The sequence below is a fragment of the Peribacillus sp. FSL E2-0218 genome, assembly GCF_037992945.1.
Taxonomy (GTDB): Bacteria; Bacillota; Bacilli; order Bacillales; family DSM-1321; genus Peribacillus; species Peribacillus simplex_B.
Genome location: NZ_CP150304.1, coordinates 4,443,858 through 4,458,291 on the forward strand (window position 1 = coordinate 4,443,858; position 14,434 = coordinate 4,458,291).

General features: G+C 42.7%; 12 protein-coding genes. 3 read left to right on the plus strand and 9 right to left on the minus strand.

What is annotated here, in order from left to right; genetic code table 11:
• Positions 1 to 208 precede the first annotated feature (208 nt).
• On the minus strand, positions 209 to 904 hold the full coding sequence (locus tag MHI53_RS21405) for a class I SAM-dependent methyltransferase (RefSeq protein WP_061142721.1): 696 nt from the start codon (positions 902 to 904) through the stop codon (positions 209 to 211).
• 318 nt (positions 905 to 1,222) lie between these two features.
• On the minus strand, positions 1,223 to 1,627 hold the full coding sequence (locus MHI53_RS21410) for a PH domain-containing protein (protein ID WP_061142719.1): 405 nt from the start codon (positions 1,625 to 1,627) through the stop codon (positions 1,223 to 1,225).
• A gap of 215 nt (positions 1,628 to 1,842) precedes the next feature.
• On the opposite strand from MHI53_RS21410, the gene MHI53_RS21415 reads away from it, so the two are divergent.
• The gene (locus MHI53_RS21415; protein WP_061142718.1) at positions 1,843 to 2,172 is read left to right on the plus strand and encodes a PadR family transcriptional regulator; all 330 of its coding nucleotides are present in this window, start codon (positions 1,843 to 1,845) and stop codon (positions 2,170 to 2,172) included.
• A 16-nt stretch (positions 2,173 to 2,188) separates the two neighbouring features.
• Positions 2,189 to 2,926, plus strand: coding sequence for a pentapeptide repeat-containing protein (locus MHI53_RS21420; RefSeq protein ID WP_061142717.1), 738 nt, complete (start codon positions 2,189 to 2,191; stop codon positions 2,924 to 2,926).
• 455 nt (positions 2,927 to 3,381) lie between these two features.
• On the opposite strand, the gene galE is transcribed toward MHI53_RS21420, so the two are convergent.
• From galE to MHI53_RS21455, 7 genes are all read right to left on the minus strand, one after another.
• Complete coding sequence (galE, locus tag MHI53_RS21425) at positions 3,382 to 4,353, minus strand: UDP-glucose 4-epimerase GalE (protein WP_061142716.1); 972 nt, start codon at positions 4,351 to 4,353, stop codon at positions 3,382 to 3,384.
• 90 nt (positions 4,354 to 4,443) lie between these two features.
• Positions 4,444 to 8,049 (minus strand): CDP-glycerol glycerophosphotransferase family protein, encoded by a 3,606-nt coding sequence (locus tag MHI53_RS21430; RefSeq protein ID WP_340372238.1) that lies wholly within the window; start codon positions 8,047 to 8,049, stop codon positions 4,444 to 4,446.
• Between the two features lie 321 nt (positions 8,050 to 8,370).
• Positions 8,371 to 9,258: a UTP--glucose-1-phosphate uridylyltransferase GalU gene (galU, locus tag MHI53_RS21435; RefSeq protein ID WP_061142714.1), complete on the minus strand. Its 888-nt coding sequence runs from the start codon at positions 9,256 to 9,258 to the stop codon at positions 8,371 to 8,373.
• A gap of 277 nt (positions 9,259 to 9,535) precedes the next feature.
• Positions 9,536 to 11,275 carry a phospho-sugar mutase gene (locus MHI53_RS21440; protein WP_061142713.1) on the minus strand — a complete coding sequence of 580 codons (1,740 nt, stop codon included), beginning with the start codon at positions 11,273 to 11,275 and terminating at the stop codon, positions 9,536 to 9,538.
• Positions 11,276 to 11,660: 385 nt separating this feature from the next.
• Complete coding sequence (locus MHI53_RS21445) at positions 11,661 to 12,302, minus strand: NAD(P)-dependent oxidoreductase (RefSeq protein WP_340372239.1); 642 nt, start codon at positions 12,300 to 12,302, stop codon at positions 11,661 to 11,663.
• Positions 12,303 to 12,545: 243 nt separating this feature from the next.
• Positions 12,546 to 12,968: a disulfide oxidoreductase gene (locus MHI53_RS21450; protein WP_061142711.1), complete on the minus strand. Its 423-nt coding sequence runs from the start codon at positions 12,966 to 12,968 to the stop codon at positions 12,546 to 12,548.
• A gap of 3 nt (positions 12,969 to 12,971) precedes the next feature.
• Positions 12,972 to 13,661, minus strand: a complete 690-nt coding sequence (locus MHI53_RS21455; RefSeq protein WP_260320204.1) for a DsbA family protein — start codon at positions 13,659 to 13,661, stop codon at positions 12,972 to 12,974.
• Between the two features lie 282 nt (positions 13,662 to 13,943).
• Between MHI53_RS21455 and MHI53_RS21460 the strand changes: the two genes are divergently transcribed.
• On the plus strand, positions 13,944 to 14,387 hold the full coding sequence (locus MHI53_RS21460; RefSeq protein ID WP_340372240.1) for an Rrf2 family transcriptional regulator: 444 nt from the start codon (positions 13,944 to 13,946) through the stop codon (positions 14,385 to 14,387).
• The last annotated feature ends 47 nt before the right edge of the window (positions 14,388 to 14,434 follow it).

Genomic DNA, 14,434 nt, shown 5'->3' on the forward strand with positions numbered 1-14,434 from the left:
TTCCCTGCTGTTTTTGAAACCATACAACTACTGATTTTTTCGAAAAAAGGATGAACATTGAAATTTTTTCTATTGTTTGGGACATTATTCGTTCGCATCAATTCATTTTAATAGTTTACCATTTTTATTTTTAGTTAACAAATCCACTTGCACTCAAAAAAAGGATCTGCTCCCAGATCCCGCTTTCGCAGCCATTTCTTTTAGAACATCACCTTTTCATGAACAAACCCGTCCAGAGGCCTTGCATTCCAAATGCTTCATCCGTTTTCTTCATTTTACGTATTTCCGCAACTTCGAAATCCTTGAAAATGGTCCTAAGCTTTTCTTCCGTAAAGCCCAATCCTCCCATAAGGCTTCGTTGCCTATAAACCTCCCAATCCGAAATGGCGGCACCACCCAATTCGCCGCCTTCTACAAAACAGGTAATCGAATAGGCCCCTTTAGGTTTTAGCGCTTTCTTGACCATCTCCAGATATTTCAGCCTTCGGTGCGGGGCTATATGGTGAAAACAGCCAGAATCATACACGATATCATATTTTCCTTCCACGATCTCGATGTCGAATAGGTTCCTTTGAATGAAGTTCACATGCACATCCTTTTCTGCCGCTCGTTCCATCCCCCATTTCAGGGCTTCTTGTGACAAGTCCACCGCATCGACGGAACAGCCCCTTTCAGCCAGGTAAATGGCATTTCTTCCAGGGCCGCAGCCTAGCTCAAGAACCTGCCCTGGACCAAGCAGACCCTCATCAAAATACGTTACTAGATTTTCATCAGGAAGGTTTTCGAAAAAAGGGATTCCCTTTTCACGATCTTCGTAAAAACCATTCCAAAATGCAGTTGGCTCCCGTAAAAGCGAGTCGAGCATATTCAATATATCTTCATAGTTTGTAATCGTCTCAGACAACTTCAGCTCTCCTCCCGGTTAACTCCATATTTTTTTTTGATATGGATGCAGCGTACGGTCCTTCCAAGCTTCCAAAGTCATCCTTTCGAATTCTTCATCAAACTCCATCAGGGCTTGGAAATAAACCGCTCCGTGTGCGGGTGGTGCATGAGGCAAACAGGTGGAAATCCAAAAGCGGTTTTTATCTGCATTCCCTTTTCTTCGAGCATCCTCCATATCAACCCTAACGACCTGCAGGGCGACATGCTGATGGAGGTTCACTTCTTCCGTTTTCCATAACCCTAACCAGCTTTTCCCCTTGGATCAATCCGTTCACGATTACCTCTTCAGACTGGTTCGTATAGAAGGATTCCGCTTCAACAATTCTTCAATGAACATTTCACGATGCAAGGGGGAAATGAGAATGTACTGATGGGGGCCATAGGATATTTTTATACGATCCAGTGAAAGCGCCGGTGACGATAACGGATTGAACGACCTATCAATCGCCTGGATATCATCGATGGATATCGTCTTCCGGATGAATGCCGACCGAACGAGCAAGGTCTTATCCTCAATGACATAATACGTTGTGAACCAAATCCATAGCAGTAAACAGATGATGGGAATGGCCGCCCATAGACTGGAAAAATCTTCAGCCATGACCACCGGTGAAAGAATGGCCAGGAAGATCCCGAGAAAAACGACGTACATCCACCAATCCTTTTTTGATGGGTATTTCATGAACTTCACTCCTCTGAAATCAAATGCAAGTTAGCCTTCATTTTTAAATTAGGTATCTTTTTCCAATTATAGTATTTTTCCTAATAATTTTCACCTATCAATACATCTCCTTTCCATTAATTTGTAAGCGTCCCATCATGCAGGATTGCCTTTTGCGCAAAGTACCTTGACTGTCATAGTAATATGCTATAGGATATACAAAAGGAGGTGAGGATTTGATTCAACGCAAACTTTCCTCAGACCTGCTTCGCGGACATGTGGATACAATGATTCTAAAACTCCTGCAAAGTGGCGATAAGTATGGTTACGAGATCAGCAAACTGATATATGTGAGTTCAAATGAGCAATATGAAATAAAGGAAGCAACGATGTATTCCAGCTTAAAACGTCTGGAAAAAGACGGATGCATCCTCTCTTATTGGGGAGACGCCACCCAAGGCGGCAGAAGGAAATATTATAAAATCACTCCTCTCGGGGAAGACACATATCGGCAAAATAAAAATGACTGGGAGCAGGCTAAGCGAATCCTTGAAAGCCTGCTGTAAGAAAGGATGAGTAAATGTGATTGAAAAACTGCATGCACATGTTCATGGCATTTTCGCACCGTATCAAAACGCCAGAACGGCTAAAGAGTTGGAAGAAGAACTGCTGCAAAACCTGCTCGAAAAATATAATGATCATAAAAGGAAGGGCGCAAGCGAAGATGAGGCGTATGAGTTAACCGTTGACTCCATAGGTGAGGTATCGGAGCTCGTCGATGCCCTCAACCTTCAATATAATGAGCTTGAAGAGGCGATAAAGATGGATTATTCTAAACAACGCTTATTGGATTCCGACTTTCGCTCCGTTTCCGTCCATGATGGAAAATTCAATTCCTGCGATTTAAGCCGCTCTGATTTCAGCCATTCCGATCTGACAGGCAGTACATTCAAAGGCAGTAACTTAAGTCATTGCATCTTTGAAAACGTCAACTTAACAAGTACCTTATTTAAAAGTGCCAATTTAAAAGGCGTCACCTTCAAAAACAATACTTATAATAAAACCCATTTTAAAGGCTGCAACCTATCGGGGCTCATTTTTGATGGCGAATCATTCAACCAAACCATTTTCGAGGGCTCTTCATTGAAAAAAGCATCATTTCGCGATGCCACTCTCATCAGTGTTCAATTCAGAATGTCCGATTTAAAGAAAATCGACTTTACTGGAGCCTCCATGGACAAACTTACTTACAACTTTTTATACGGGGCAAAGGTTGATCTTAGCGGGGCAACCATCATTGGAAGGAGCGATTTACAATGACTTTACCGATTGCGATTGTCGTATCCACCTCAATCATTTGCGTGACCGTGTTTCTGACTGCGGTCGTGTTAAAAGGGATGAGCATGGGTGACTGATTGATTATACCCCTGTACCAGGACTTGAATCTTCTTGGCACAGGGGTTTTACGATTTGAGAGATTTCAGGAGACATCATGTTCTTCATCGCTTCGATAAATAACCAATCGTAAGGGAGAGTACCCAAATGTGTTGTTTTGACCAAGGAAAAACAACATCATCGCGAGGGCGGCTACATGAACGATCATTCCCTTCCATATAGCTAAAATGCCGTAAGATCGGGCAAGCCGGAAGCCCGGGAGGCTCACGGACCGTCTCTGGAAAGCTAAGAGCCTGGAGTGGAAAGGAACGGACAAAAGACAAAACCTCAAATCTAAAAGCAAAAGGGTTTCGGAATGCGATCCGAAACCCTTTAATCGTTTAGTTCACTTGGGATTTATGCCATTTCCACGCACTTTCAATGATTTCTTCCAAATCTATGGCTGCTTTCCAGCCTAGGTCTTCATATATTTTAGCAGCGGAAGCGACGAGTCGGGCTGGGTCTCCAGGGCGGCGGTCTGCATATTCAATGTTCGGTTTCACGCCTGTGACTTTTTCGCATGTGTCGATCACATCTTTAACCGAAAACCCTTTTCCGTTCCCCAGGTTATAGGTGGCCGTATTCTTTTTTCCCGACAAAAGAGCTTGAAGCGCAATAATATGGGCTTTAGCTAAATCGGTTACATGAATATAGTCGCGAATGCATGTACCATCCTGTGTATCATAGTCCGTACCAAACACGGAAATCTTCTCACGCTGACCTAATAAATGCTGCAGAATGATCGGAATCAGATGTGTTTCCGGATCATGGCTCTCACCGATTTCCGCCGATTCATGGGCCCCGGCTGCATTGAAATATCGCAAAACAACATAGCGCAGGCCATATGCTTGTGCAAAGTCCCCCAAGATTTGCTCCACCATCAATTTCGAGCGGCCGTATGGGTTGATGGGATCAGTTGGCTGATCCTCATCGATCATATCTACATTTGGTATCCCATAAGTAGCGGCAGTGGATGAAAAAATGAAATTCTTCACATCATGCTTGAGCATGGTATGCAATAATGTAAGGGTTGCCCCCACATTATTTTCATAGTATTTATATGGGTCTTGAACCGATTCTCCCACCAAGCTATTGGCTGCAAAATGCATGACCGCTTCTATGGGATATGTATTGAATATTTCATTCAATACCGTTTCGTCCCCTAAATTCCCTTCCACCAAAATGGCCTTCGAATCAACCAATGAACGGAAACCTGTTGAAAGATTATCGAGGATGACAACCTCTTTTTCATTTACTAATTCCTTTACAAGATGACTTCCGATATAACCTGCACCGCCAACGACCAAAATCACATTACATTTCCCCTTTCGAACTGCCTTCTTTGCACTTACATCTGGTTAGGATTTATCTGCCTGAATTGGCGAGAAGTACCTGCTTATATTTTATAGGCATTTCTTGAAGGTTTCCATGGCTAATTCATTATATTGGTGATAATCAAATTTTTCCATTCCGGAATCCGCATCATTAGCCATCATCGATAACCCTTTTTCAAGTCCACTTATGCTATTTTCAACAAGCACTCCATATTTACCGTTTTCCAGAACGGTACGGTTCGCGACTATATCTGTAGCCAGGATCTTCATCCCTAACGTCATTGCCTCGAGTAAAACCATAGGCTGGCCTTCATAATGTGATGACAGAACGAAGCAATCACATTTTTCCATGAATGAAAAGGGATTTTCGAGCTGACCTAATAGATGGATCGAATGATTCAGCCCCAGTTCATCAATGATGAACTGTAAATCTCCCCTTAAAGGACCTTGACCTAAAATATACAGCTTGCTGTTTTTGTGCTTCTCATGGAAACTCGCGAAGGCACGAATCAAGTTATCCTGTCCTTTTTCAGGAGACAGCCTCCCCATATTGACAAAATTATAATCCTTTTCATCAGGATAAGGGACGAAGTGATCATTCACTTCCAATCCATGGACTTCCTGCACGATTAACGCCTGTTTATCCAGCCAGCCCAGCGATTTCCCGTCCTTCACCAAGTGTTTATACGTCCCAAGCTGGGTTACCGCTTCTTTATCGAATTCAACGAGGCACCCATTTAAGGTCGGCCCTGCTGGAACGACCATGGCGTCCAATAATCCATACGGTTTATCAAAGATATGATAATTTCCTAGCTTGATTTCCGCCGTACCATGCACTTCCCGTTCCTTTAATACGACGGGCTCGTCTATCATTTCAAAGGCACTGGTATTTAACCAGCCAATTTTCTTATGATCCATCTCGAAAAGGTAATAGCCCCCTTTTCTTGTTCGGTTATATTTGGTGATTTTCACGGTTTGCCCCTCGAATTCGATTGCCTTGGCTACCCTTTTGGTCTTGTAATTCGGATAAGCCTTCGTCCAGATGGTGTGGTCCTCCGGTTTCGTTATTTTTCCATACTTGTATGCACTCGTATTTACTTCCTTGAGCGTCCGATCATCAATCTTATCAAGGAATTTTTTATGTTTTTTATAGTTTTTCCCCTGCATATACTTTCGTTTCAACATGATTTGCAGTTTATCCCTTTCACTCGTGTTTCCAGTGATCGTGCACTGTTCCAGTATCGATAAGGCTGAATTATCCACCCAGCCGATTTCCGTCTGGTTTATTGATATTCTGCTATAAATCGAATGTTGGGTTTTTACTTCCTTATCGATATTTACGAGTATCCCTTTAAAATCATGGCTGCCCGAGACTTTGTAGGTCCCTTCAACCTTGTATGGCAGCGACCAGATGAAGTTTCCTCCTGGCCTTACAAGCTTCGCGATTTTATCGAGTTCCTTTTCGTAAATGATGCTGTCAGGCAAAAACTCTACAGCCTCTTCGTTGATCCAGCCAATGATTTGATTATTGAAGCTGAATTTATAAAAGGTAGCTTCATTACCGTTGGCCTTTCTCGAAATCATGATTTCGGCATCTTCAAGTCGCTCTTCCAAAGGAAATTGAAACGCCTTCGCACTTCCGGGGAGGGTATTCCAGGCATGATGAGTCCGGATACCCCTCAATATCGCTCTTGCCTTGAAATTCTCTGTCGTAATCGAAGAACCTTCGTCATTTATGACAGACTCCGTTTCTTCGGGAGTGATTTGAAGGATTTTCTCAGGATTGATGGAATTCATGACATAATCGAATGTATCATAGTCTGCATACTGCAGTAGGTTCTTTCGGTTCAATTCCATGGTCCCTTCCGATACGCTGACGAGCTTATCGAACCGGTGATAGACGGAAAATAGCCCTCTGAGGTTAATCCGGTGTGGCCTCCGCCCATTGATTACCCGCTCACTATCGGAGAGCAAGTCATTATGCATATAACAAACTTTCTTTTTTGAATCTGCCGCAAGAAGGAGCTTTGCCCAATAATGGCTATATCCACTAAAATCAATGACATAATCAAACTGGGTTTTCCCGAATAGACGGGCATGTTCCCTGATATATGCAGCTTCTGGATATAGCTTTTTCCCCAGTGCCCCTCTTTCCCCCCTGTTATGAATGAATTTATCCTTGTACACTTCCCCCAATTTATATACAGGCAAGCCAGGTTTAAAGAGAAAACGCACATTCTTATTTACTTTATTCAAGTTTTTCAAAGCTTCCTGGGAGTGGGGAGTCGCGGTAAAGCAGGTGACATCATATTTATCATAATCAATATTGTTCATTAAATTGATGAAGGAGGATGTGATCCCGTTATCTCTCATACCACCTGGATAGATCAGGATTTTTTCCTTTGAGGAATCTAGACCGGCAATGGTGTTTAGGTGTTTCGTAGAGTGATTGAATATATGACGGACAATTCTCTCCGTTACGTGGCCATCCTCATGATTCGTGAATTGCTGCTGCATTTTAAGATATTTATCCGCATAGCTCTTTTTCACCTGTTCAATATCCTTGATGGCCTGCGCCAATTCCTTTGCGTTGAAAAGCATCGGTCCAGGAAGTTCGTCATTTTTCAGATACTGTCCCCTTTGCTCTGAATATACGTCCATATCCCAGGTGTAGAAAAGAATCGGCTTGTTGGTTACAAGGTAATCGAAGAAAATGCTGGAGTAATCCGTGATAAGCAGGTCGACTGCAGCGAGCAGTTCATTCGTATCAACATGATCTGGAACTAATCTGTCCTTGATATCCGCACGCTTGGCGGCTTCTTTATAAAGAAAAGGGTGCACCTTGATCAAAATATTATATTGTTCGCCGACTTGAGTTCCTAGATGATGCATATCGGCAATGATCTGGAGGATATCGTTATCCACTTTGGCAAGGTTCGTTCCCTTCCATGTAGGTGCATATAAAATAGTCTCCTTGCCATCATGGAGGGCCAGACCAAGTGTCCTTACATATTCCTTATACTCTTCCGGATCCGTATTCAGGGTCAAATCTATCCGCGGATACCCTTCTTCGATGATTTCCCCTTTGTACAAGCCGTTCAGCTTATAGCTTTTCGTATACATGTTCGTCGTATGGGGATTGGGGCTTAAAAGGTAATCCGCACTTAAGAAATTCCTGACAACGTTTTGAGAAGCGGAGGGGTTACCCGGTATATCGAAGCCCATACTCTTAAGAGGGGTGCCGTGCCAGGTGTTAATATAAACTTGATCTTTTTTCGGAATGAAAAAAGATTGGAATGTCGAATTATTGATTAAATACTCACTTGTCGCCAGGCATTTTAAATATTCCTTTGAATTCCGCCGGACAAATGTAACGTTAGGCATATCCTTATATTTCGCAATCACATCAGAGAGGGCGTCAAAATCCTGAATCGACCATATATGCCTATAATCCTTGAAGTCTTGGTTCGCTATCATAAAGGCAAACATCGCATACGGACTGTCGGTTATACTATTTCCATCGCGACTCTCGTATAAAATGGTGTTCTTTTTCACAGGCAATTGTTCATAATAATTCGCATATCTGATGACACGCTTATGATTTTCCCTTAAGAAGAAATTCGTAACAGGTTGTATAAGGAAGTCAGCTTTTCTTTTCCATACCTTCTTATTCACTAAACAGGCAACCCCTTTTATGAATTGTCATTCAACATCCGAATTAATAAACTAAATTTTCAAAAAATAATAAAGATCCGCAACCGATTGACTGAATCTTGTACGGACTGCCTCTTCAATAAAAGGTGAGGTGAGGCATTCCATAGCAAACCAAACTGCCCACGGATTCCCAATGGACCGGTTCGATTCTTCTTCATGGTAAGCTACCATATAACTGATTATTCTGTATACTCAATGTATAGTAATCCCAAGGGCTTTTATGGACAAGGGGAAAAAGCCTATCATAGCTGGCTTTTCCCTCCTGGATCCATATAAATAAATTTATTTGGTTGCTGCCTTATGCATTTTTAGTATATTTTCCATTTCCTTGATGATGTCATCTCTCAATTCAGGGCGTTGCAGCGCAAATTCGATGGTCGTTTTCACAAAGCCATCCACCACTCCGACATCATAGCGTTTACCCTCGAAATCGTAGGCGAATACTTTTTGGATTTCATTCAATTTTTGGATCGCATCCGTCAACTGGATTTCGCCGCCAGCTCCTGTTTCTTGCGTTTCCAAGAAATCGAATATTTCCGGGGTTAAAATATATCTTCCCATGATCGCTAAATTGGAAGGCGCCGTTCCTTGTTTCGGTTTTTCAACGAAACGATTCACTTCGTACCTTCTGCCTTCCTGGGTAACCGGGTCAATGACGCCATACCTATGCGTTTCTTTCTCATCCACGGGCTGAACGCCAATGATGGACGAGCCCGTTGCATCATATTCATTGATTAATTGACGCAATGAAGGCACTTCACTTTGTACGATGTCATCACCTAAAAGGACGGCGAATGGTTCATCGCCAATAAAGTTACGTGCGCACCATACAGCATGCCCAAGCCCTTTAGGTTCTTTTTGCCTAATGTAATGGATATTGGCTAGATTGGAGGGATATTGCACTTTCTCCAATAAATCGAATTTTCCTTTTTCGCGCAGGTTGTTCTCTAGTTCGTAGGCATTATCGAAGTGGTCTTCAATCGCCCGTTTGTTCTTCCCTGTAACAATGATAATATCTTCGATTCCCGATTTCACGGCTTCTTCTATGATATATTGAATAGTTGGCTTGTCCACTATCGGAAGCATTTCTTTAGGCATCGCCTTCGTAGCTGGCAAGAATCTAGTTCCCAATCCCGCTGCAGGTATTATCGCCTTTTTAACTTTTTTCATTCTTTTGTAACTCCTTCGTAATAACTTTTTCACCAGTCCATATGATAACTAGTTTACCATATACATTATTCATAGTAACATAGTCTCGCTTTTTGTAAATGTTTCAGTCAAATATAACCACTTTCACATCAACCTATTATATACCAATTTCTTCAAAATTAACATCCGTCTTTACAATAATATCCCGATCCGGTCGGGTTTGCTCCAGCATGCCAAATGGCCTTTCCCCGAACGGATATCGGGAAAAGGCCTCATTTTGTTCAGTAATATGGCTGCATTACGCTCCGTTAATGATTCCGTTAATTTTCGCCATGAAGGCATTCATTACCTGCTTCAGTTTCAACTCGGCTTCTTCCATTTTTTCTCCTTGGATGCCGAAGTAGAATTTGATTTTCGGTTCCGTCCCGGAAGGACGTAGGCAAACCCATGTACCATCCTCAAGGAAATACTTGATTACATTTGATTTGGGTAAATCAATCACTTCCTCGGTATCAGCGTCCATCGTCAGCTTCAAGCCGCTTTGATAATCCTCCTGGACCACTACCGCTTTTCCGGCAATGTGCTTGGGAGGATCTTGACGGAATTGATCGAGAATCCCCTGGATTTGCCCGGCGCCTTCGATTCCCTTTAAGGTCAACGATTGAAGCCCCTCCAAGTAATATCCGTACTTTTCAAAGATTTGGATCAGCCCTTCATATACATCCATGCCCTGCTTTTTATAGTAAGCACAAACCTCAACCGCAAGGATGGCTGCCTGGATCGCATCTTTATCCCTAGCAAAATCCTTGATTAAATAGCCATAGCTTTCTTCATAACCGAATAGGAAGGTATGCTGGCCGTTTTCCCGATAATCGTTGATTTTTTCGGCGATGAATTTAAAACCGGTCAATACATCTACGGTCTCCAACCCATATTCCTTTGCGATCGTACGGCCGATTTCCGAAGTCACGATCGTTTTTAAGACCACGCCATTTTCGGGTAACGTCCCTTTTGCTTGCTTTTCCCTTAAGAGGTAATCCAATATGAGCGCACCCGTTTGATTGCCTGTAAGCACCACATATTCGCCAGCTTTATTTTTAACTGCGATTCCGAGTCGATCTGCATCGGGATCGGTAGCGATCAACAGGTCGGCAGATACCTTATTGCCCAAATCGATCGCCATTTCAAATGCGGCATGCTCTTCAGGATTCGGAGATTTGACTGTCGAGAAATTGGGATCAGGCAATTCCTGCTCTTTTACGACATGTACCTTGTCGTATCCCAGATCCTGCAAAGCCCGCCTCACCGATTTATTTGCCGTCCCATGAAGCGGCGTGAATACGACCGTCACATCGACTTGCTCACTTATGTCCTTGTTTTCCGGGACAGTAAGTAAATTTTCATTATAAGCGGCATCGATTTCTTCACCGATCATCTCGATCAGCCCCTGCGCTTTTAAGGTCTCTTCATCCTTCACCGATATCGTCAATTCATCTTCGATCGCATTGACGAATCCAATGACTTTATCAGCCGTGGCCGGCGGAAGTTGCGCGCCATCTGGCCCATATACCTTATAGCCATTGTATTCGGGTGGATTATGGCTAGCCGTGATCACGATCCCAGCATAAGCATTCAGCTCACGAACGGCAAAGGATAGCTCTGGAGTCGGTCTTAGCTCATCAAATAGATACGCCTTTATCCCTGCAGTAGCCAAGGTCTTCGCTGCCTCCATGGCAAATTCAGGCGATTTAAAGCGTGAATCATACGCGATTGCCACGCCCCTGTCTTTTGCTTCATCTCCGATTTCCAGGAGATAATGCGCCAATCCCAATGTCGCTTTGCGAACCGTATATAAATTCATCCGATTCGTGCCTGCACCGATTTCCCCGCGCATGCCGCCTGTGCCGAATTCCAAGTTCTTATAAAACGCATCTTCAACTTTCTTCTCATCATCTTTAATCATTGTAAGTAATGACTTCATTTCCTCATCAAGGCCTTCGAAATTCACCCATGAGTTGTAGGAACGTTTCCAATCCATCTTCACACAGTCCTTCTTTCTTTCTAGTTTCCTATTGGAAAAACCAGATAATTCTACTAAAAACCACCACATAAAAAAAAGCCGTACATAGGACTTTCTTCGCTATATTATCAGCAATAAATGGACAACAGTCAATATTTTCAACATAAAAACTGCGGACGGCCAGGAGAAAAGGAAGAATTCGTGTGATATAGGACGAATTGTTGTGGGGGTGCGGGACGAATTAACGGAAGTCTAGTTCGGATTCTTACGTCTACTTTGTTCATGAAATGAAAGCTTGAAATGGGGAGGTTCCATCAATGGTTAGGGTGAACTTGGGCATCGCCTCTGTCTCATGTCAAGCATATATCGGGAGACAGGGACGCGACGCCAAGTCCGTTTTATATTATTTCGCTTCGCCGACAACGGTGAAGCGTTGATTGGTGTGCTGCGGAGTTTCCATTTCGTCAAGTACCGCAATGGCGAAGTCGGCATAACTTACATAACTCTCGCCTTTTGAGTTTACGAGCAGGTTGTCTTTGCCAAGTTCATACTGACCTGTTCTCGTCCCTTGCGGATCGAAGAAGGCGGAAGGACTGATGAATGTCCACTGGATGCCGCTTGCCTGCTGCAATCTTTCCAGGTTCTTGGATTGATTATACGCCGTGGCAAAGTACTCTTTAGGAAATTCAGGCGTATCCAGAACACGTGTCGTTTTCTCCTCGTCGACGAAAAGGCTTCCAGCACCGCCGACAACGATCAATTTAGTTTTAGGCGCGCCTTTGAGGGCATCGATCAGGATGTTCCCTGCCTCCACATGCAAATGTTCTTTCCCTGGAGCTGCACCAAAAGCATTCACAACCACATCGAACTGCTTCAAATCGTCCGCTTGGATGTCGAGTATGTCTTTGACCAAAATGGATACCGTTTGATCCTGAACTTTGGCTTCATCCCTGACCACCGCCGTAACTTCATGTCCTCTAGTCTTCGCCTCATTTAAAATCATGCTTCCTGCTTTTCCGCTTGCACCTATGATCGCTATTTTCAATGTAGATTCCTCCTATGATTGGTTGAAATAATTTAAATGTAATCATTTTTGTTACAAGTAATAATATAAGTTACAGGTTACTCCTTTGTCAAATGCTAGTTTGAAATATGTTCGGCAATATAATTGCGGATTCCGTTGATATACTCGCCAGTTTCGGCGATTTATGGTTATTCCGGTTCGTATTTTCTCAATAAAAAAACACCATTTCCTGTGGAGATATTTCCACAAGGAATGGTGCGGTTTTCATGCTGCTGTTTCGTTTTTCCGATTTGTGTTCATTAGCACTCCCATACATATGGTGATGAGCGTGAATGCGATAAAGGCCAAAAATGGAATCGTGATGAACCCTAGCCAATTTATATAGTCGACTGAGCATGGGACACCGCTTTGGCACATTTCGAATTGCTGCAGGGCGGGGATCTTTTGCAGGCAATAGTGATACCCCGATACCAGCATCCCCAAGATGGACAGGGGGAGGATGTATCGGTGGATTTTCAGGTCTTGTTCATAAAAGGCCCGGCCTAATAATAGGACGAGTGGGTACATCAAGATTCGTTGGTACCAGCAAAAGGTACAAGGTACATAATGCAGGATTTCACTAAAGTAGAGACTTCCCGCAGTGGCCATGATGGATACTATCCAAGCAAATAATAGCGATTTGTTCATCGACTATTTCTCCTTCGCAGCTTCATCAACCATTTTCTTTAGATCATCTATCGTGTTCCCCTCAAACTTCTTGCCATTGACGAATAGGGAAGGTGTGCCGGTTACGGCTAATTCTTCGGCAGTCTTCATATCTTTGTTCCAGTGATCTTCGGATTTGCCTGCTTTAAAGGAGGTGACCACTTTTTTCACATCAGCTTCATTTGCGATTTCCTTCAATGTATCTTCTAAGAATTCATCGGTGAATATGTCTTCTTTTTCATATTTATGATCATCGGGCTGCTTACTGAATAATAGCTCATGGAACTTCCAGAAGGTTTCATTTCCTAATTCCTGATAAACGCTCTCCGCAAATTTAGCGGATCTAGTGGAATCGACATTAATGAACGAATAATTCATGAAATAAAATTGCGCTTTTCCTGTATCGACCAACTCACTTTTGATCGATGGAAAGAATTTCTCCTCGAATGTTTTACACACTGGACATTTATAATCACCAAATTCAACAATTTGCACAGGGGCTGATTTATCTCCTAAATAAGGCTGTGATTTATAATCGATTTCATAAGCGGCCGTATCCTCTTCTTTCCCGTTAGCCAAGAATATGAACCCGATAATGATTACAGCCACCAACCCAATGATCCAAAACGTGAATGCAGATGATTGTTTTTGTTTCTTATTTTTTTTATTAGACATCATGAACCTCCATAGCTATTATAGTTGTTTAAAATTCCTTATACAGGTCCCTTGGACTCCATTAAGGCTGATTTCAGTTCCCCCTTTCCATTTGCCGCGTACCTGTAACTGATTGATTTACACGGTATAATATAAGTTTCACCATGATGGTTTGTCAATTTAACATACCTTTTATTTATGGCAGCGGACGTGATTGAATATCATTATAACTTGTAACTACTTGAATTACATGTTAAATAATTTATACTATATAGGAATCGAGATTTTAAAGGAGAGAACCAGATGTCCATCAGTACCCGCTTTTCCGTAGGAATCCATATATTATCTCTTTTAGAAATAAACAAGGAATGCGTTAACACATCTGATTATATTGCAAAGAGTGTCAACACGAACCCCGCCTTAATCAGGAAAATTACCGGCATGCTCAAGACTGCAGGCTTGGTGAATGTCAGGCCTGGCATCGCGGGAGCTACATTGGCAAAGGAGCTGTCCGAGATTACTTTGCTCAATGTTTATCATGCCGTTAATGTGATGCAGGATAAAGAACTATTTGGCATTCATGAAAAACCTAACCCGGCATGCCCTGTTGGAAGAAATATACAGGACGCGATAGAGCCGCTCTTTTCAGTCGCTGAACTTGCCTTGGAAAAAGCATTGGGCGCGGTCACGATCGAGGATGTCGTCAAGGAGATCATCGAAAAGGATAAGCAAAGCAATTCCAAATGAGGATTTCCGGGCTTTCAATTTAAAAGCAAAAACACATGAGGTCGACT